The 18,454-nt window shown below is 69.1% G+C and carries 19 protein-coding genes and 2 pseudogenes; 10 read left to right on the top strand and 11 right to left on the bottom strand.

Going from position 1 to position 18,454, the window contains the following annotated elements:
• Positions 1-67: 67 nt before the first annotated feature.
• Positions 68-1,131, bottom strand: a pseudogene (locus OG429_RS41265) (IS630 family transposase).
• A 29-nt stretch (positions 1,132-1,160) separates the two neighbouring features.
• Between OG429_RS41265 and OG429_RS00230 the strand changes: the two are divergent.
• A complete protein-coding gene (locus OG429_RS00230) occupies positions 1,161-1,586 on the top strand; it encodes a class I SAM-dependent methyltransferase (RefSeq protein WP_328930115.1) in 426 nt (141 codons plus the stop codon).
• Positions 1,507-1,794 carry a hypothetical protein gene (locus tag OG429_RS00225; RefSeq protein ID WP_328923247.1) on the top strand — a complete coding sequence of 96 codons (288 nt, stop codon included), beginning with the start codon at positions 1,507-1,509 and terminating at the stop codon, positions 1,792-1,794. The genes OG429_RS00230 and OG429_RS00225 overlap by 80 nt, the downstream gene beginning before the upstream one ends.
• Before the next feature lie 148 nt (positions 1,795-1,942).
• On the opposite strand, the gene OG429_RS00220 is transcribed toward OG429_RS00225, so the two are convergent.
• The 7 genes from OG429_RS00220 to OG429_RS00190 form a co-directional block, all read right to left on the bottom strand.
• The gene (locus tag OG429_RS00220; protein ID WP_328923246.1) at positions 1,943-2,248 is read right to left on the bottom strand and encodes a hypothetical protein; all 306 of its coding nucleotides are present in this window, start codon (positions 2,246-2,248) and stop codon (positions 1,943-1,945) included.
• 82 nt (positions 2,249-2,330) lie between these two features.
• Entirely contained in the window at positions 2,331-2,831 is a 501-nt protein-coding gene (locus tag OG429_RS00215; protein WP_328923245.1) for a hypothetical protein, read from the bottom strand.
• Complete coding sequence (locus OG429_RS00210; RefSeq protein ID WP_328923244.1) at positions 2,828-3,751, bottom strand: nucleoside 2-deoxyribosyltransferase; 924 nt, start codon at positions 3,749-3,751, stop codon at positions 2,828-2,830. The genes OG429_RS00215 and OG429_RS00210 overlap by 4 nt, the downstream gene beginning before the upstream one ends.
• A gap of 25 nt (positions 3,752-3,776) precedes the next feature.
• The gene (locus OG429_RS00205; protein ID WP_328923243.1) at positions 3,777-4,598 is read right to left on the bottom strand and encodes a carbohydrate kinase family protein; all 822 of its coding nucleotides are present in this window, start codon (positions 4,596-4,598) and stop codon (positions 3,777-3,779) included.
• Between the two features lie 10 nt (positions 4,599-4,608).
• Positions 4,609-5,412: a hypothetical protein gene (locus OG429_RS00200; protein ID WP_328923242.1), complete on the bottom strand. Its 804-nt coding sequence runs from the start codon at positions 5,410-5,412 to the stop codon at positions 4,609-4,611.
• Positions 5,409-6,113 (bottom strand): maleate cis-trans isomerase family protein, encoded by a 705-nt coding sequence (locus OG429_RS00195; protein ID WP_328923241.1) that lies wholly within the window; start codon positions 6,111-6,113, stop codon positions 5,409-5,411. The genes OG429_RS00200 and OG429_RS00195 overlap by 4 nt, the downstream gene beginning before the upstream one ends.
• A complete protein-coding gene (locus OG429_RS00190) occupies positions 6,097-7,620 on the bottom strand; it encodes a radical SAM protein (protein WP_328923240.1) in 1,524 nt (507 codons plus the stop codon). Before OG429_RS00190 ends, OG429_RS00195 begins: the two co-directional genes overlap by 17 nt.
• A gap of 340 nt (positions 7,621-7,960) precedes the next feature.
• On the opposite strand from OG429_RS00190, the gene OG429_RS00185 reads away from it, so the two are divergent.
• Positions 7,961-8,248 (top strand): hypothetical protein, encoded by a 288-nt coding sequence (locus OG429_RS00185; RefSeq protein ID WP_328923239.1) that lies wholly within the window; start codon positions 7,961-7,963, stop codon positions 8,246-8,248.
• A 223-nt stretch (positions 8,249-8,471) separates the two neighbouring features.
• Positions 8,472-8,822 (top strand): hypothetical protein, encoded by a 351-nt coding sequence (locus tag OG429_RS00180; RefSeq protein ID WP_328923238.1) that lies wholly within the window; start codon positions 8,472-8,474, stop codon positions 8,820-8,822.
• Positions 8,823-9,053: 231 nt separating this feature from the next.
• Here the strand turns inward: OG429_RS00180 and OG429_RS00175 are convergent, their stop codons facing one another.
• A complete protein-coding gene (locus OG429_RS00175; RefSeq protein WP_328923237.1) occupies positions 9,054-9,266 on the bottom strand; it encodes a hypothetical protein in 213 nt (70 codons plus the stop codon).
• Positions 9,267-9,332: 66 nt separating this feature from the next.
• Complete coding sequence (locus OG429_RS00170; protein WP_328923236.1) at positions 9,333-9,785, bottom strand: ATP-binding protein; 453 nt, start codon at positions 9,783-9,785, stop codon at positions 9,333-9,335.
• A gap of 429 nt (positions 9,786-10,214) precedes the next feature.
• Here OG429_RS00170 and OG429_RS00165 point away from each other — a divergent pair, with 429 nt between their 5' ends.
• Complete coding sequence (locus tag OG429_RS00165) at positions 10,215-11,567, top strand: hypothetical protein (RefSeq protein WP_328923235.1); 1,353 nt, start codon at positions 10,215-10,217, stop codon at positions 11,565-11,567.
• Positions 11,568-11,822: 255 nt separating this feature from the next.
• Here the strand turns inward: OG429_RS00165 and OG429_RS00160 are convergent.
• A pseudogene (locus tag OG429_RS00160) lies at positions 11,823-11,978 on the bottom strand (IS5/IS1182 family transposase); the annotation flags it as partial.
• Between the two features lie 721 nt (positions 11,979-12,699).
• Between OG429_RS00160 and OG429_RS00155 the strand changes: the two are divergent.
• From OG429_RS00155 to OG429_RS00135, 5 genes are all read left to right on the top strand, one after another.
• Positions 12,700-13,110 (top strand): hypothetical protein, encoded by a 411-nt coding sequence (locus OG429_RS00155; RefSeq protein WP_328923234.1) that lies wholly within the window; start codon positions 12,700-12,702, stop codon positions 13,108-13,110.
• A 680-nt stretch (positions 13,111-13,790) separates the two neighbouring features.
• Positions 13,791-14,786, top strand: a complete 996-nt coding sequence (locus OG429_RS00150) for an amino acid--tRNA ligase-related protein (protein ID WP_328923233.1) — start codon at positions 13,791-13,793, stop codon at positions 14,784-14,786.
• Positions 14,770-16,290, top strand: coding sequence for a class I adenylate-forming enzyme family protein (locus OG429_RS00145; protein WP_328923232.1), 1,521 nt, complete (start codon positions 14,770-14,772; stop codon positions 16,288-16,290). Before OG429_RS00150 ends, OG429_RS00145 begins: the two co-directional genes overlap by 17 nt.
• Before the next feature lie 29 nt (positions 16,291-16,319).
• Positions 16,320-16,973, top strand: a complete 654-nt coding sequence (locus OG429_RS00140; protein ID WP_328923231.1) for an HAD family hydrolase — start codon at positions 16,320-16,322, stop codon at positions 16,971-16,973.
• Between the two features lies 1 nt (position 16,974).
• Positions 16,975-18,384 carry an NAD(P)/FAD-dependent oxidoreductase gene (locus tag OG429_RS00135; RefSeq protein WP_328923230.1) on the top strand — a complete coding sequence of 470 codons (1,410 nt, stop codon included), beginning with the start codon at positions 16,975-16,977 and terminating at the stop codon, positions 18,382-18,384.
• Positions 18,385-18,454: the final 70 nt, after the last annotated feature.

The following is an 18,454-nucleotide window of genomic DNA, read 5'->3' as shown; positions in this document are numbered from 1 at the left end:
GCGCCCCACCTGTATTTCAGTTACGGGTACTACTGAACTTGAGTACGTGATGTCGGTCTGATCGTGGTCAGTCGTCCATGGTCAGGCCGGTTCCCGTGAGGCATCCATCGACGAGGTGCGGTCGGTACTGAATCTGCTTGAGGGTTCGTTTCACGGCCCTGGCCAGCTGGTCGAGGTTGGCGGCGGCGAGGTTGCCAATGGTCCGTTTGACCAGCGACCAGATGCCTTCCTGGGGGTTGAGGTCGGGTGCGTAGGAGGGAAACTGGAAGACCGTCAGCCAGTCGGCGTTGGCTTCGATGAACGCTTTCATCTGCGGCATCAAGTGAGCGCGGAGGTTGTCCCAGACGAGCACGACCGGAGCGTCGAGCTGGATGTGTGCGCGCACGATCAGGTCCCGGTAGTCCCGCCAGGTGAAGCCCTTGGGCTCGCCCTTGCGGCCCCGGTAGACGTGGAAGCTGTAGAACATCCGGGACCGTTCGCCCTGTCGGAAGCAGGTCATCCCGGCCATCGAGACCCGGCCGGAGCCCCGGCAGCGGACACGCACGACCGGGGTCCGGCCTATCCGGCCCCAGGTCCTGGCGCGCGGCGGTCTCAGCGACTGCCCGGCCTCGTCCTCGAAGACGAGCCAGGCTCCGCGAGCCGCCGCGGCGCTTTTACCCGCGGCCAGACCTCCCTCTTCCACAGCTCGACGGCCGCATCATCGTGCTCGATCGCCCGACGGGTCGGCTGCTGTCAGGACCAGCCATGGCGCTTGAGCAGCCGCCACGTTCCCTCCACCGTGTAAGTGACGTGGAACAGTCGGCCGATCAGAGTCTTCACCCGGGCCAGCGTCCACCGCTGGTCCGCCCAGCCGTGAACCAGCGGACCACGCTCCAACTCCCGCTCAAGCCTGTCTATTTGCCGCTCGCTCAGCCTCGGCCTGCCCGGCGATCCCTTCGAGCGAACCCCGGACTCCCCGGCCTCCCGCCACTGGCGGCGCCATCGCTCCACCGACCGCTCGCTCACCCGCAACACAGCCGCGATCTGCCGGTTCTTCTCCCCGCCCACGAAGCGTTCCACGGCCTGCAACCGGATTCGCTCCCGCGCGGCCCTCTCGGCGTCGGTCAAACCGCCGCCCTGCGCGTACCTCACAGCCCAGAGCTACCGGAGCCGACCGGTCACTGTCCGGCGAACAGCCCCGACATCACCCAATCAAGTTCAGTAGCCACCTCGTCGACCCGGTACCCCGCCACCTGGAACAGGCCGCCGCCTATGCCGGATGCACGACCGAGCTGGGCGACGCCCGCCACCTGACCGCTGCGGCCGGTACGTACGACGCGGTGCTGCTGCTCGGCCCGCTGTACCACCTGACCGAACGGGACGACCGGATCACGGCCCTGCGGGAAGCGCTGCGCGTGGCCCGGGGCCCTGGTCGCGGCTGCGGGGATCAGCCGGTACAGCCTCATGTAGGAGTACACGGTCCACGCCCAACTCCCCCCGGAACTCCTGCACTGAGAGGTAGCCGCAGTGCAGTCCGACGGCCGGTACGACGGCAGTCGTGGCTTCACTGTCGCCCACTTCCACACTGGCGCCGAGATCCTTGCTGAAGCCGCCGCGGCCGGATGGCGGAGCACCCGCCTGCACGGGATCGAAGGCCCGGGCTGGGCGTACCTGTCGGCAGCCGAGCGCTACGCCGGAGCGGAGCACGCTGCCGGGCTTCTGTCCTCGGCCCTCGACACGGCACGTCTGGCGGACCTCCATGGGGCTGCCTTCGCCAATGCATCCGCCCACATGCTCATCACCGCCACGACCTGAACACGGCTATGGCCCCGCGCACCGACGGGCGGGGCCGTAGGGAGATGAATGCGGTGCTGGATTTGATGGCGTAGGGCCCGCTCCTCGTGAGGTGCGAGCCCTACGCCTGCCTGATCCGGCCGGTTCGTGAGCGATTCGGTCGGTTGGGTCAGTCTCCGGATACGCGGACCAGGGCGCCGTTGGTGTTGCGCTCGTATGTCCGTGCTGCGTTCTTGTGGAGCTTGTTCTCGACCTCGGCGGCGAGGTCGATGCCGGTCATCTCGGCGAGGGCGGCGGCGTAGAGGACGACGTCGGCGAGTTCCTCGCCGAAGTCGGGCAGACCTTTGCGCCATGCGGTGAACGCTTCGCCCAGCTCGGCGTTGAGGAGGCCGAACTCCATGGGCACGTCAGTCGTGTTGAAGCCCTTCTCGACCTTGTTCTCCCAAGTGAGTTTCTGGGCTTCGCGGATGTCCATGGGGGTGCCTCCGGCATGGGGTGCATGTGATGCGGAGGAGCCTAGCGGGGGTGAATCGCCCAGAGTTCCAATGCAGTGATTCTCAGCCAGTTGCGCAAGGAGTGTCCGGTTCGGGACCGAAGGTGACGACCTCGGCGTGGGAGCTGATCGTGTGGAACGCCTGCTCGTACGCGGCGGTGAGCTCCGCGATCTCGGAGAGCGGTGGTGCGGTGCCGTCGCGCTGGAGCAGACGGGCGTGGATCACGAGCGGCGACGCGGTGAGGTGGACGAGGACGCCCCGGCGGGTCGTCACCAGGTCCACGAGCTCCAGGGTTTGGGCCCAGGTGAGGCGGGATCCGTCGCGGTAGAGCGGACCGTAGACGAGTTCGCTTACGAAGCAGCGGTCCAGGACGAGCCGGCCGGGCTTGGCCAGAAGTTCCTTGTACCGGCCGGTGAGGGCGACGGCGTCGGGAGTGCGCGGGGAGTGCACGACCTGGAATCCGTGCCTGTCGGCCAGCTGGCGGGCCAGGCTGCTCTTGCCCGTGCCGTCACTGCCCTCCAGGGCGACGGTGTCGTAGCGGGCGGCCAGGGCGGCGACGTTCATGACGCGAGTCCGGACGTGACGCCGGTCAGGGTCGTGGCGTGGCCGGTGCTGGCGTACTGCACCATCAGGTTCCGCCAGTTGGGCTCACGGCCCTGGGCGTGGGTGTAGACCGGGCGCGGCTGGTAGGCGATGACAGGCTGGTGGCGGGCGGCTGCGGCGCCGATCAGGAGTGCTGCGCCGGGCGGGGCCTCGGGCCCGGAGACGTCCACGACGAGGGTGGTGGCGGCCGCGGCGCGGTTCCAGTCCTCGGCGGATCCGGTGGTCGGGTCGGCGGCGGTGAAGCGGCTTGCGGTGCGGGCGGTGTGTCCGGCGCTGCGGACGGCGTTGAGGAGCTCGTGATCGTCGGTGTAGGGGGACGGCTCGATGTAGACGCCGTGCTGGTCGGGGGTGGCTGGCGGAGCGGGCGCGGGCGCGGTCAGCAGGGCGTTGATCCCGACGTTGATCGCGGTGTCCAGCTGGGTGTTGTTGCGCTGTCCGAAGGTGGTGAAGCGGCTGCGGGCGCTGCTGGCAGGACCCAGAGTGGGGACGCGGATCACCTGGTTCGCGATGGTCTCTACGAGGGGATCGGGGAACTGCCAGGTGGGCGCGTGTCCGTGGGGGTCGTAGGTCTGGAAGTCAGTGGTCAGGACGGTGACGGGGACGCCGAGGGCGGCGGCGTAGCCGATCTCCAGGCACACGCCGTCGTCGAGGCTGGGGCCGTGCAGGAGGGCGATCATCCCGGTGAGGGTGGTCAGGCGCTCGGTGTCGAGTTCGTAGAGACGGCGGCCTTTGACGTCGGCGATGAGGTCTTCCTCGTCGGTGTCGCAGAACGGCAGGAAGACGTTGTCAGGGCCGGCCTTGTCGGCCAGTTGTTTGGCGACGCGGGCGCCCAGGGCGCGATCGTGTGCGGAGAAGAGCCGGTGGGCGACGTAGTACACCACGTGGTTGTCCCTTCGGTGGGATGGGTCAGCTTCGGCGCGGTGCGGGGATCAGGAGCGGCGGTGCGGTGAGGTGCTCGGCGGCGGCATGGACGGCTTGGTCGAGGGCGCGGGCGGTGTCCTGGCTGGCGAGCCAGTGGGCGAGGAAGGTTCCGGCGAAGGTATCGCCGGCACCGGTCACGTCGGTGGGGTTCACCTGAGGGGGCTGGGCCGCAGCGAGGGGCTGGCCGTGGGTGAGGAGCCGGGCGGGGCGGGGGCCGTCGGTGATGGCGACGAGCGGCAGGGTGTCCGGCTCCAGTGCCTCGGCCAGGAGGCGGTACTCGGCGGCGTTGGTGAAGATGACGGCTGCGCGGTGCAGCCAGGGGGTGGCGGCTCGGATCATGTCGGCGGCGCTGGGCAGGAAGAGGTCCACGCTAAATCCGGCGCGCTGGTTAGTGAGTTCGACGAGGAGAGGCTCGGGTTGGAGGGGGCGGCGCAGGCTGATGTGGAAGAAGTCGCCGGCGTTGGCGGTGATGTGGTCGAGCGCGTGGCGGGTGAGGCCTTCGGTGATGCCGTAGTCGGCCTGGCTGGAGGTCAGAGTGTCGTCGGTTCCGTAGGTGAGGGTGAAGGCCGCGCTGGGGCCGTGGGCGATGGCGAGGGCGGACCAGTCGATGCCTGGCTGAGGGTGTGTTGCGGGGAGCCCGGCAAGGTCGTGGCCGATGACGGAGACGGGGGCCGCGTGGGCGTCCGCGCGGGCGGCGGCCAGGGCGGTGTGGAGGGCAGCGCCTCCGAGCCGGTCGCAGCGGCGGCCGTCGGAGTAGTGGCTGGTGTCGTGGGAGATGTTCCCGACGACCGATAAGCGGGTGTGCACGGTCGTCTCCTCAGCGGCCGGAGTGGGTGCAGTCGACGATCCGGGCGCACAGGGGCCGGCGGGTGCACAGGTTCTTCGGCGGCTTGTTGAGGTACTGCCGCTTGAAGTAGATGAGGACCAGGTGGACCCACCAGGTGGGAGCGGCGTCTTCGGGGATGGTCACCCGGTGGCCGTGGTGGGCGGCCATGGCGCGGAAGGTGTCGGGGTCGCGGGTGACGGTGCCTTCGAGGAGGTGGCGCAGGCGCTCGTGGGCGACGGGCCCGGAGGGCAGGGTGATGCCCAGGGCGGGGGCGAGCTTGGTGACCATGCCGGAGTCGACGGGGATGATTCCGCAGTGGTAGCCGCGGGCGTAGAGCACGGCGCACTGGGCGACCTTGTACGAGGCGCCGTGGACCTGGTCGGCAATCTGCTGGATCAGGTCTTTTTGGGCGAGCTCGGCGGGGTCGGTTTCGTCCTTGGCCCACTGCTCGAAGAGGAGGTTCAGGGAGCGCAGGTAGTCGATGCGGGCCTGGGGTAGTCCGATGGGCCTGGCGAGGTCGGTGACTTCGGTGTCGGTGGACGCGGCGAGTGCGTCGAAGCCGAGGGTGTCGGCTTCGCGGATGACGGCCGCGTAGGACGCGATCATCCGGTAGTTGACGCGGGTGGACCATCCGGCGGCGAGCATGCGCATGCGGGGGTCGGTGATGCTGGTCGGCCACCACCGGTTGTTGTCGTGGTTGGCCTCGACCTCCGTCCGGATGTCGGCCAGGGCGGCGGCTGTCTCTACGAGGCGCGTGATCCGCTTGCGCTCGACCACGGGGGGCTTCGGGTTCACGGGTTGGCTCCCTGCTTGAGGTGGGCGGCGTAGGCGGCCATGGCGGACACGGAGGATACGACCGGCCGGTCCAGCTGGTGGGCGAGTTCGGAAAGGATCGGCTGGGTGCGCCAGCCTGTGCAGGACAGGACTACGGCGTCTGCCTGGTCCAGCGCGTCGCCGGGCATGGACAGCACGAGGTCTCTGGCGCGGGCGGGGGCGACGTCGGGGTAGCCGTCGGCCAGGCCGAGGCTCGCGCAGGCGAGGACCTTGACCCCGTGGGTGTGTAAGGCATTCGCTTCGGTGCGGGTGACGTCGTCCGGGTACGGGGTGGCCAGCACGATGCGGCGGGCGCCGAGCCGGGTGAGCTCGGCGAGCAGGGCATCGAACGCGGTGGCCACGCCTTCGGGTACGGGAGTGGTGCCCGGGGTGAACCCGGCGGAGGTGCAGCCGAGCAGTAGGCCGTCGAGCGGGATGTGCCGCAGCGAGTCGGCTCCGTCGGTGGCTGCCGCGCGCAGACCGTCCCAGAAGCGGCTGTCGATCGCCGTCGTTCGGGAGGCGGGCACGAGACGGGCGTAGTGGAAGACCACACCGTCGGGGGCGAGGAGCGGCAGTTCCTCCTCGATGGCGACGTTGGCCCATGGCACGAGGACGCCGACGCGGCGCGGCCGGCCGCCCCCGGTCAGGGAGGCGGCCGTCCGCTGGTCAGGCCGCGACGGCAAGGCGCTGCCCGAAGATGACGCGGGGGGCGTGGCCTGTGATGGCGAGATCGCCGCTGGTCCCGACGGGGGTGGCGGTGTTGGGCTCGATGATCTGGATGGAGTACGAGCCCAGGCGCCGCCACCAGGTGCCCATGTCGTTGACGAAGTAGGAGTGCAGGCCCGGTACGAGGAGCCCAGAGGGGTAGACGCGCTCCTTCATGGGCTGGTCCCATCCGTGGTCGATGTCGGCCTTCCACGTCTCGAAGTGCTCGGCGGACGGTGCCAGCGGCTGGCCGTTCTGCGCGGCGAGGGGGGTGCCGGGGAACGCGCGGACCTGCCGGACGTTGGTGCGGTGGCACATCAAGCCCGCGTGGTAGATGCGGGTGAGCCAGGTCAGGTTGGCGATGTGGGTGGCGTGCGTCTCGCCGGGCATGCCGTAGATCAGGTTCAGGCCGGGCAACAACATCGGCAGTCCGCCCGGGCCGCGTTCGCCACCGGCCTCGTTGACGTGCTGGACGGCGCGCATCAGGACGTCGGGGGTGCAGGTGAGGGTATTGCGTTCGATGACGACCAGGTCGAAGGACTCGATGCCCATGGGCGCGCAGTTGCCTTCGGTGCAGAACTCGGCGACCAGGCCCGCGATCTTCCGGCCGACAGGGGCCGCTACGGCGAGCGGGTCGGCGTTGTCGATGTGGAGGACTTCCAGGTCGGGGCAGGCCTTGCGGATCCCGGACAGCAGGGCGCGGATCTTGTCCACGTCGCGGTTGTGGTAGGAGAAGAAGCAGGTCTGCTGGCCGAGGCGGAGGTGCCGGACCCCGGCCGCGTACAGCTGACCGGCTTCCTCCACGATGTCGTCCACGTCGCGGAAGGCGACGATGGGGGACTTGCCAGGCTCGTTGCAGAAGTCGCAGAAGTTGCGTCGGGTGCAGCCGCGGTACATCTCCAGCTCGGCGATCGGCGTCCACGGCATCTGCTCGACCAGGCCCGCGAAGGAATCGCGGTCAGCGCGCAGTCGGCCGTACGGGGCGGAGGTGCGCGAGCCGAGGGCGATGTCCTTTGAGGTGATCGTGTGGGTGTGCGAGGCGTCGAAGAGGCCGGCGTATTCGGCGGGTTCGGACAGCATGAAGGTGGTCATCGGGCCCAGCAGGTAACGCTTGCCGCGCACGCACGACATGGCGCGGGCGATGTCGGCGAGACCGCCGTTGACGGCATGCAGGTGCACTGAGGGCACCTTGTCGCCGCCGATGACGATGACCTCTTCGGCATCGCGAAGCAGCCGGATCGCGTCATCGCGATTGGCGGTCGTGGAATAGGTGAGGGGGTCGCTGTGCGGGGCGGCCACGTGGGGCTTTCCGCCGTTGAGGCTCCAGCGGACATCGTCGATCGTCAGGTACCGCACATCGTTCCCGGGGCGGGCCTGGCGCAGGGCGGAGTACGCGGTGCGCACGTAGGTGGAGATGTACGGGGGGACGCCGAGCCCGCTGGGTTCGACGGTGTAGCAGTCCAGTACGACCGAGTGCTTCGTCATCGGTGATCCCTTCACCTGGTCTTCGGTCTCGCCCGCCAGGGGTGGCGGGCGAGGGTACGCGCGTGGGGATACGCGGGCCGTGGCGGCAGGTAGCGCGGAGGACTTGGGCGCGGCCAGCAGGGACGCCGAAGGGGGCATGTGCTGGCCACGCCGGGGAGGTGATTCCGCCTGCGACTGCTCGACCCAATCAGGAGTCAGCTGAAGGCGGTATCCCCCGAGACCGGTCTGGCGGTGTGCTTCACGGGGGCCCGCCAGGCCGGGCGAGGGCGGTGCGCTGGTCCTTCATGGCGTCCTCCTGTGAGATGGCCCGAGACCGTTGTCTTCGCTATCGTGCGCCGGTATGACCGAGCCGTTCGCCCAAAACGAGGACCGTCCGGCCTGCGGAATCTGTCCGGCGCACCGGCTGCCGTGCGAGTCGTTCGTGGTGTACGACCGGCCGAGCCGTGAGTGTCCGTTCGATCCGGCCGACGGGTTCCGCTATACCGCCGAGAGGACTCCGGCGTGCGTGCATCCGCACAAGATCGGCGTTGAGCCGGACCGGATCGCCCCGCCACCGGCGGCTCCGGAATCCGCGGACGAACCGACGCCGCGGGCCCCGAGGCGGTGGTGGGCGTTGGGCAGGGGCTAGGCGGCGGCGAAGTCGATGTCGTGCTCGCGGCCGGCGCGGTCCATGCGGATGCTCGCGTACCGCGCGGTGAGGACCTGCACACGCCGGTCGACTTCGGTCTTCGGGAGCCAGTACCGGCGGGGCTCGCCCCACGCGAGGCGGAAGGCGAGGTGGGGGGTGAAGTCCCCGTCGGTGAAGTCGGTGTGCTCCTGGTCGGTCTGGTGGATGAGCTGGAACCCGATGCGTGCCGCAATCCGCGCGCGAAGAGCTGGGGCTGGGCGATCATGGCGTGGGTCATCTCGTCCACCGGCACCGCGATGGGGATCTCGGACATGACCTCGTCGCCGGTCAGGTCGAAGACGGCGGCCTTGAGGACGAGGGCGCGCAGCCTTTCGGTGAACAGCGGCGCCTTGTCCTGGTAGAGGTTCCAGCGCTCGATGACCGGGAAGCCGGTGAAGCCTGCCAGTCGGAGGAGTATTCCAGGGTGGCGGCCTCGAAGGCGCCGAACTCCACGTCCGCGGTGATCGCGGCCAGGATCTCCTTCGCCCGGCCAGCGGTCTGGGCGGGGGTGGGCATGATGCTCGTGCTCATCTGAGGTGCTCCTTCGGTGAGGTGGTGCCCGGCCTTGCCACGGCGGGGTACGGGCAACGGGGGTGGTGCATCCCTCCGGCCTGGTGTCGTGTCGTTCCCCGGGCCGGGGGAACCACCCGTCCCCAACGGGGGAGGGGGCGGGCGGGAGCTGGAACCGGCCCCAGCCTCCGGGACTCGGTGGCTCGCCTCTGGGAGGGGGAGCGGCGAGCCAGTTCACCGGAAGTCGGGGCCAGGGCTATGGGGGTGGCGGCGGGAGGTTCGGGGCGGACGGCGCGAGGGGCGCGTGTGCGACATCGTGGACCTCGTCGCAGATGCCGCCGATGGCGAGGGCCAGGCCGCCGAGGTTCGCAGCGATCAGCGCCAGGCCGAAGAAGGCGTCCCCGTCGACTCGGCTGCGCCAGCTCTCCCAGTGGCGGGATGGGGAGGGAGACCGGTCCGCCGATCTCACCCCACCCTGCGGGCATCCCACGATCGGCGGCGTGCGGTGCGGCCTGCGCGGCTAACGGTGGGGGCGTCACTGGCCTGCCTCCTCGGCGGTGGTGACTTCCGCCCACACGCGCTTGCCCCACCGCATCCGCTCGGTTCCCCACTCGGCGGCGAGCGCGTCGACGAGGAACAGACCGCGGCCCGACTCGTCGAACGGCGCCGGCTGCTTCGGCACGGTGGGGCCGTTCGGGGAGCGGTCGATGACCGCGACCTGTACGCGGTCCTCGCCCAGGCGGACAGCCTTCACGCGGATCAGGTCGCGGCCGTAGTGGTCCACGGAGTTCGTCACGAGCTCCGACATCACCAGGACAGCGCTCGCCTCCAAGGCCTCCAGGCCCCAGACGTCGAGCGCCTTCCTCACGAGCTGCCGCGCGGTGGCCACGGACTCCGCCACACACGGCAGGGTCTGGGCGTAGAGGGGCAGATCAAGCGGGTCAGGGATCGAAGGCAGCATCAGCTTCTCGCTACTCAAAAGGGTCACCGGCTGCTCCCGACGGTGCGGGAGGGAGAGGGCAGTTCGGCTGTGGCCATGGCGGTCATCGCAAGTCCGCCGGGATCGGCCCGGTAGCGCCGGTTCCCCCTCCCGCGACCACCCTGCGGCAGACGACTTCAGGCCGTACTCGGCGCGGGCGAGCGTGCCGACAGCGCGGGCGTCACCCAGTACGCGGAAGCGAGGGCTGGGGTGATCGGGGGGCGGGTTCATCACGTGGCACCTGCCTCTTTGCCGGGGCCGCCGCTGCCGCCTGTCGGGGGTGGCAGGCGGAGCGGCAGCGGTCCAGTGGGTGCTCGCGGCGCCGAAGTTGTGGCAGCCCGAGCGGCTCACATCCATCCAACGCGGGTACGTGCTGGGGTGGCAGGGGCCACACTGGCCTGACGGTTGAACGGGTTGAACCGAGGTTCGGGGGTTGGAATGGCGGCACGAGTACGCACACCGAACGAGGCCCTCGCCCGCCTGATGGCGGAGGCAGGGGTCGGAAACGACCAGCTCGCGAGGCGGGCGAATACCGCCGGGGCCGAGCTCGGGATCTCCCTGCACTACGACAAGACGTCCGTCTCGCACTGGCTGGCCGGATCCGTTCCCAAGGCGCAGGCCCGTCCGGCCATCACCGAAGCGCTCTCGCGCCTCCTCGCACGCCCCGTAACCTCGGCCGAACTCGGCTGGGCGACGGGCCCGGCCCCCGCTGCCGAGGTCGGCGGCGGCAGCGTGGTGAGCGAGGTGGCCGACTTGACCAGGGCCGATATGGATCCCTCCCGCAGGAGCCTGCTGGGCGCGGGCATGTACGCCGCCGCGCTCGGCGTGCCCCGCTTCGAGGACATCGCCGGGCGGATAGAGGAGACCAGCCGGCCCGGGCGGAGCCTGCGGATCGGCGCCTCCGACGTCGCCACCGTGAGGACGATGACCGACCGGCTCGCCGACATCCTGGACGAGATCGGCGCCGGGCACGCCCGCCCGATGGCCGCAGCCTTCCTCGCGAACACGGTCACGCCGTACCTGGACGCGGACGGCCCCGCGGCCGTGAAGCAGGACATGCTGGCCGCCGCGTCGGACCTGGTCTACCTCACGGGGTGGATGGCGATGTACGAGGAGCAGCAGGGCCTCGGTCAGCGCTACTACCACCAGGCGCTCAAGCTCGCCGGGGCGGCCGAGGACCACGTCACGTACTGCCGGACCCTGCGCGGGATGAGCCTTCAGGCATCGCATCTGGGGTACGGGCCGAAGGCGGTGGAGCTCGCGAACGCGGCCGCCGAGGCCGCGCCCGCGTCTGGACCTCGCTTGGTCGCGTTCCTGCGGGGGCAGCAGGCCGCCGCCGCGTCCATGACCGGAGACCGGCGCGGGGCCCTGGCCCGACTCCGGGAGACCGAGGACGCCCTGTCTCAGGCCGACAACAGGCGCGACGCCGTCGGAGGCTACGACCAGGCCGCCTACTTCTTCCACCAGGCCCACGTCTTCTGGCACCTCGGCGACAGGGCCGCGTCGATCACCGCGCTGCGCCGCTCCAACCGCGTCCGCAACGCGCAGGAGAGGCAGGGGCGCCTGCACGCCCTTGGGGTGATCGCCGACCGGCAGACACAGATGCGCCACGTGGAGGCCGCCACGGAGACGTGGGCAGAGTTCCTGGACCTGCACACGACGCTGTCCTCCGCCCGGGGTGACGCCCACCTGCGGACGCTGCGGTTGGGCATGGCCGAACACCGGAAGGTCCGAGGTGTCAGCGACCTGCTGGCCCGGGCGGATGACGTCGCGCGGCTCAAGGCCGCCTGACCGTAGCGCAGTACGTGGGGTCCGCTCCCCGGATACGGGGCGGGCCCGACGCGTCATTCGCTGCGCGCCGGCAGGCGGCCACGGACGAACCGGCGGGCCTGGTGCGGCTGCTGACCACCGGCTGCTGGTCGTGGTGCTGGTGCTCGGGCTTGTGGTCATCTCGCCTCTGCGTCTTCGTCGATGTGCGGGGGGCAAGGGCGGCGCTAACACCCGCACCTGGAACGGGGCAACGGCATGACCGACCAAGGAGCAATCTCACGTGGTGAGCTTCGCGAGTCTCTTGTAGCAGGTCAGGGCTGCGGCGAGGCCGAGGAAGGCAAGGAAGTGGCTGCCTTTTCGTTCGTATCGGACGGTGAGGCGGCGGTAGCCGAAGAGCCAGGAGATCGACCGCTCGATCTTCCAGCGGTGCCGAAACCGTGCCGCCCGCATCCTGCTCCGGGTGCGGGCCGTACGGCGTCAAGCCTTTCGGTCACTTCGGACTGTGTCTGACGCCGAGCCGACTCAGTTGTCGGGGCGGAGAGGCGCGGCCTCGCCCGCCTGCGCGATTCAGTGCCCGGCGGTCGCCGGCGGCTTGCTCGGTCGTCGGACCGCAGGGCGGCGAGGAAGTGCCTGCTGCACGTGGCCGGTGAGCCGCGGGTGAAGGCGTCGGTCACCTGGTGGAGTGACTGCCGGCCGGCGAGCAGTTGCTCGGGCAGGCCGGGGCGTTCGTCGATGATCCGGGGGGCGGAGAAGTCGTCGCGTACACCACAGCCGTGAATACCGCCCGCTCGTCTACCGGGGCAGTAACCCCGCCTTGCGGACGGGACGTGAACCTTGGCATCAACAGAGCTACCAGCTCCCACATTTCGTCCAGAATCAGCCGACGCGACAGATCAACCCTCACGGTGCAGCATCGTGCTGCGCCTCGAAGTGTCACGTGAGACATCTTCTTAGGTCTGATCACATCAAACTCTTCTGCCCCGCAAAGAGACTTCGGTTTCACGTCCTGCGGAAAGCCAGCCCTGTGACCCTCAACTCTCATAGACAGCAAGGGCGTAGCGCGTTAGCTTGTATCTGCTGCACCGAGAGTCTGTCTGTGCTTCGATGAAATGCCAGAAACTGATTAGGCATCAGATGTCAGGAGGTGGGTGCAGTGTCGGAGTGGGGGTGGTCTCAGCAGCTCGAGCAAAAACTGCAAGAGAGCGAGTTCCTCAAGGAGAATAAGCTCGGGGCGAAGATCGGTGAAACCGTTGGTGCGGCGGCAGGAGTGGCAGCCGTGGCCTGCGGGGTCCTTTATGCCGGTTCGGCGGCCGCAGCCTCCGCCAGTGCTGCGGCGACGAGTCACGCTGCGGCCATGGCTGTGGCAACACCTGCTGTCGCCGCCGCTTCGGAGAGGGCTTATCGGGCTGGCTTCTGGGTCGGCAAGCAGGCGGCGAGTCGCGGACTCAAGAACACCGCCAAGGCTGCGTTCACGCTCGGTCGTTTCGGCGGGGCGTACATCGGTGCAACAAACCAGGCGGTTCTGCGTGAGCTTGGCGAAGAATTGCGTGACCTGTTTGCCTGAGTGCCTTCCGTGATTCCGGGGCGATGGTCTGTTCTGTGTCGTCCCGGTGATCGCCGGCATATGGGGTAGTCATATAGGCATCTGTCTCGGTCGACGGTGTTTTCTTTTCGGTATGCTGTCGGATTGGGTATTTGGCCGCCGGGGGGCGTCGTGGTGCGGCTCAACGGGGAGCGTCGGCGCGTGCGCAGTGACGGCAGTGGGCACAGCGTGGTGGATTCGGCTGCCAGGGAGGGCGGAGCCACCGCGAAGCGCCCCCGTCAGTTGCTCGCAATTAGCTGTTGCCGCAGGTGGTCACCCGCAGGTGGCTGGTGTTCCGTCCCCTTCGCGGTGGGCCGAAGGCGTGGCCGGGATCCCGGCCACGCTCGCTCCCGACGAACTCGGTGACTTCCTCTGGACCGAGGTGCCCGTACAGCACCGCTTTCATCAGGGTGTGGCGGAGCAATGCTGTGACTGTTCGATCTTGCTGTGGCCCTAGGGTTCTGTGGCTTGTCTGAGAACAGGGAGCGGAGCTGGCGTCGGCTTGGGGGCCGTTTTCTGTGGCCGGCTGGTAGTTCGCGACCGCCGGCAAGGGACTTCAGATGCACTTCACAGAATGAGTCGGCATCCGGAACGGCCTGCCGGCCCATGCTGCGCAACAACATGCCGCAGGGCGTCGTCTGTGCCGTCAGGGAGGCTTTGCAATGCTGTCGGTGAACGGGAGCGACTGCGAGGACACGCAGGTCGACCACGAGTCGGTGGGGGCGCAGTTCGCGCACCTGCTGAGCGAACGCACTAGGGAAAATCTCCGCAAGCGGCACGCGATCCGCGCTGCCGCACATCAGCAACTGCAGGCCGAGGGCTTCGGTGAGTTCGACACACCAGTGCTCGGTCGGTGGGTGAACGAGTACAGGGTCGGCAACATCAGCGCGACGACCTCCACTGGCGAGCATCTGTGGTTGGCGCAGTCGCCGCAGGTGTATAAGCAGATGTTGATCGCCGGGGGGTACCAGCGGTACTACCAGTTCGCCCACTGCTTCCGGCAGGAGGTGCGCGAGCCGGGAACGAACGATTCTCTGCGCGAGTTCGTCCAGTTGGACATCGAGATGGAGACGGGCGATTTGGAGGCCGTGATTGCGGTCACAGAACGGCTCATCACCCGGGTCTGCTCCGCAGTGGGCTTGCCGTGTCCAGATGCGCCGTTTCCGCGGTTGCAGGCGAGGGAAGCCGTCAGCCGGTACGGCACCGACCGCCCTGATCTTCGGATTCGGCCCGACGAGATCTCGATGCTCCTGGTCGTCGACTTCCCGCTGGCCGAGCGCGACGATGAGGGGGCGATCAAGCTCACCCGGCATCCCATGGCGCTGCCCCGGCAGACGCCCGACAGCCCGCAAGAGATGCTCGACATCGACACGTGGACGTTCGACCTGGTGATGAACGGGATGGAACTTGCCAGTGGTGGGCTTCGCATCAACGACGCTGCGTTGCAGCGGCACGTACTGACGGTGGCTGGCATCGATCTCGCGTCGTTCGAGGACCTGCTGCACGTGCTCGAGGACTGCCCCCCGCACGGCGGGCTCGGCCTGGGTCTGGACCGGCTCTGCATGCAGTTGCTCGGTGCGGACTCGGTCGCCGAGGTCACTGGATTCCCGTTCAGGTTTGGGTACTGGAGCAGGAGCGGCAATGTTGCGGTTTCCTGATCGTCTCGACCAGCTCGTCGTCACCGCGGCCGAGAACTGGCCCGACGCAACGGCCCTCGTCGGTCAGGACGGTGAGTTGCTGACGTATCGCGACCTCAGCGCCCGGGCACATGCAGTGGCGGATCGTCTGCTCAGGTGCGGGGTGGAGCGCGGATCGGCCGTGCTCGTCGCGGTGAGCAACGCCCCGGCCGACGTTGCGGCGCAGGTGGGCGTATGGCTGTGCGGCGCGGTCGCGGTGCCGGTACACAGATCATCCCCCCCACGCGTGGCTGAGGATGTCGCCACTCGCACCGCGGCCTGCGCCCTGGTGGACAACCTGCGGTCCGAGTGGTTCCCCGACGGCGAGGTGGACACGCCTGAGCACGGCGTGCGCCGGTTGGCGCAGGCCGGATCCGCGCACCCCGCGGAGCTGGATGAGGATCAGGCTCTGGTGATCTTCACGTCCGGCTCGACGGGGCGACCCAAGGGGGTCGTGCTGTCGCATCGGGCTTTCTGCCGCAAGCTCGAGGCGATCGACAGTGTCTTGGCGTTCGCGCCGGGCACCTCCCTGCTCCAGGTTCTCCACCTGCACTTCAGCTTCGGTCAGTGGACGACGCTGCTGACGCTGGCGACCGGCGGCACCGTCCACCTGATGCCCCGTTTCACCGCCGCAGGCATGATCGAGGCACTCGCACGGTTTGGCATCCATCGCACGGCGGTGGTGCCCACGATGCTGCGCAAGCTCCTTGCGGAATCGGACGAGTCCGCCTTGATGCGCCTGCGCGCTGTGGGAGCACCCCGGCTGTGGATCGCGGGTGGCGAACCCCTGGCTGCCGGTCTCGGGCTGGGGCTGACGGACCTTCTGCCGCATGCCCGGATCACGGACGTCTTCGGGCTGAGCGAGACGTGTACCTCCGACTTCATCGTCGCACCCGAGGCGTACCGTGAGCTGGCCGGCAGCATTGGGTTCCCGTCTGCCGGCGTTGCGGCGAAGGTGGTGGGCGACGACGGGCGCGACGTACCTGCGGGGGAGGTCGCCGAGCTGTGGATCCATACGCCGTTTCGCATGACGGGCTACCTGGGCGATCCGGGCGCGACAGCGGCGGCGACGGCAGGTGAGTGGTTTCGAACCGGCGATCTCGCACGACGTGGCGATGACGGGCGGTTCGTGCTCGCGGGGCGGGCGAAGAACATCATCAGCCGCGGCGGGAACAAGATCTCCCCACTGGAGGTCGAGGGCGTCTATTCCGGGCATCCGGCCTGCGCCGCAGTCGTGGCCACCGGCGTCCCCGACGATCTGCTCGGCGAGCGGACGGTACTGCTGGTAACACTCCGTCACGATGCACAGGTGGACGAGGCCGCCCTGCGTGAGTGGGGGCGACAGCAGATGGACCGGTTCAAGCTCCCCGACGAGGTGCACATCATCGATGAGCTGCCGTTGGGCCCGACCGGGAAGGTGGATCGGGTCGGCGTCCAGCGAATGGCGCGCGAGCGCGGCCTGAAGCGAACGAGGCAGCAGCCGTGATACCTCCGCACGGCGACGCACCGCGCCCGGTGCTGTTGCTCGACGTCGGAGGTGTCCTGCTGCTGCCGGCCGCGTCCGAGGTCGTCGAGGCGCTGGAGGCCTGGGGCGCCTCCCTGCCGGAGGTCGATGACGCGACACTGCACTACGAAGCGGTCTCTGCCTTCGACTGCTCGGGCGACATCCTCGACTACCGGCGCGCGTACGGGCGGGGTCTCGGCCTGCGCGGGGCCGCGCTCCAGAGTGCCGCCTCGGCGCATGAACTCTGGCGGCGTCCGTGGTCGATCGCGATACCGTCGGCGGTGGAGAAGCTGCGCTGGCTGGTCCAAGACGGCGGAGTCGACGTCGCCATCGTGTCCGATTCCGACGGCACGGTCGCGAGTCAACTCGTCGACACAAAGGTGTGCCAGGTGGGGAGGGGGCCGCTGCCCGCAGTGCTGGCAGTGTGCGACTCGACGCTAGTGGGGGCCAGGAAGCCGAGCCGTCTGATCTTCGATGCCGCGAGGCGGGCGGTGGGTGAGTCGCGGCGCATCCTCGGCCATGTTGGGGACAGCCTGCGGTGCGACGTTCGCGGAGCGTACGGCGCGGACCTGAAGCCGATCCACATCGATCCGCTCGGCAGCTGCCCAGAGCGCGACCACCGGCACGCGACGGCTCTGGCCGACCTGAGTTCCGGGCTGGCCTGACATGGCCGACGTGCTGGTTCTTGGGGGTGGGATCGCCGGGCTGTCAGCGGCGCTCTTTTTGGCCCGCAGCGGACACTACGTGCAGCTGATCGAGGGGGACGCGGCGTCGGCGCCGGTGAACCCGGACCACACGTTGCGCGGCTGGCCGCGGCAGGGAGTCGCCCAGTTCGGGCACGGCCACGCGATCCACGCACTGGCACGGCGCACGCTCCGACAATGCGCGCCCGATGTGCTGCGGACGCTGGCGGCCGCCGGTGCGGGCGAGCGCGACTTCGGCACGTACATCCCCCCGGCGGAGCGCGAGCCGGGAGACGACGAACTGGTGGCGATCCTCGTCCGGCGCTCGGTCTTCGAGTGGGCGATGCGCCGTGCGGTGGAGGTCGAGGAGCACATCGACATCGCCGCCGGTATGCGCGGCGTCGGCCTCGTGGCTTGTGACGGCCGGCGTGTTCCCGGCGTGGCGGGCGTGGGGACAGGCGACGGCCAGATCTTCCGGGCCCCCTGGGTGGTGGACGCCACGGGCCGGAAGTCGAGGGTCACGGCCTGGTCGGTGGAACTCGGCGCCGCCGCTGCGGAGGTCTCGTGGCTGTACTCCGGAACCCGATACTATGCCCGCCACTTCCGGTTCACGGGGGCTGCGCGACCACCGGCGAGTGAGTGGCACTTCGGCCCCGCGGGTGACCTGGGCTACCTGCGGTTCTCCGTACTGGAGGAGGACCGCGACTCCTTCGTCGTCACCCTCAATATCGCGCCCACTGACCAAGAGCTGCGCGTCCTGCGCGAGGCCGAGGTCTGGACCCGGGCCGCGTTGTGCATGCCGGTGCTGGCCGAGTGGCTGGCCCTGGCCGAACCGATCTCCGACGTGTACGTGATCGGCGGTCTGAGTAACGTCTTTGTCCGCCACGGGCCGACTACCGCCGTCGGTGGCGTGATCCCGATCGGTGACGCACTGTGCCAAACCAATCCGACACATGGCTGGGGCGTGTCCATGGCGTTGCACCACGCCCGCCTCGTAGCCGAGGCACTGAACCGTGGCCAGGCACCAACCCCGGCCGACACCGCCGACATTGTCGCTACGCTGTCGCGGTTTTCGCTGCCGTATTACCAGGCAGCCGCGGCCGAGGACACCGAGCGTGCCCGGCTCGCGGAGGGGGAGAACCGTGACGTCACGAACCTCGACAATCCTCTCTTCATCCGTAAGGTGGCCTACGCACAGGCCGCCAAGGACACGAAGCTCTACCGGGCGGTCCAGCGTCGCATTCACCTCTTCGACGATCCGACCGTGCTCGCCCGTGACCGGGACCTGCTGACGTACGCCGCCCAGCTGGCGCCGACGGCAGTCCTCACGTCAGGGCCGAGCCGGCCCGAACTGCTCGACCGGCTCACCTCGACCCGCTTGGCAGGCAACTGACGTTGACTGGTGTTACGACGCCAAGGAGCGCAATGTTGACAGAGCATACGTATCTGTTAGAACGGCTGTC

It is taken from the genome of Streptomyces sp. NBC_00190 (genome assembly GCF_036203305.1).
In the GTDB taxonomy this organism is placed as follows: domain Bacteria; phylum Actinomycetota; class Actinomycetes; order Streptomycetales; family Streptomycetaceae; genus Streptomyces.
The sequence above is the reverse complement of the archived record's forward strand: the minus strand, read 5'-3'. Positions and strand labels throughout refer to the sequence as shown.

Coding starts and splice junctions, on each gene's coding strand:
- OG429_RS00220 (WP_328923246.1), bottom strand. CDS start 2,248: ATGGACATCCGCGAAGCCCAGAAACTCACTTGGGAGAACAAGGTCGAG.
- OG429_RS00150 (WP_328923233.1), top strand. CDS start 13,791: ATGCTGTCGGTGAACGGGAGCGACTGCGAGGACACGCAGGTCGACCAC.
- OG429_RS00135 (WP_328923230.1), top strand. CDS start 16,975: ATGGCCGACGTGCTGGTTCTTGGGGGTGGGATCGCCGGGCTGTCAGCG.
- OG429_RS00185 (WP_328923239.1), top strand. CDS start 7,961: ATGACCGAGCCGTTCGCCCAAAACGAGGACCGTCCGGCCTGCGGAATC.
- OG429_RS00165 (WP_328923235.1), top strand. CDS start 10,215: ATGGCGGCACGAGTACGCACACCGAACGAGGCCCTCGCCCGCCTGATG.
- OG429_RS00145 (WP_328923232.1), top strand. CDS start 14,770: ATGTTGCGGTTTCCTGATCGTCTCGACCAGCTCGTCGTCACCGCGGCC.
- OG429_RS00190 (WP_328923240.1), bottom strand. CDS start 7,620: ATGACGAAGCACTCGGTCGTACTGGACTGCTACACCGTCGAACCCAGC.
- OG429_RS00215 (WP_328923245.1), bottom strand. CDS start 2,831: ATGAACGTCGCCGCCCTGGCCGCCCGCTACGACACCGTCGCCCTGGAG.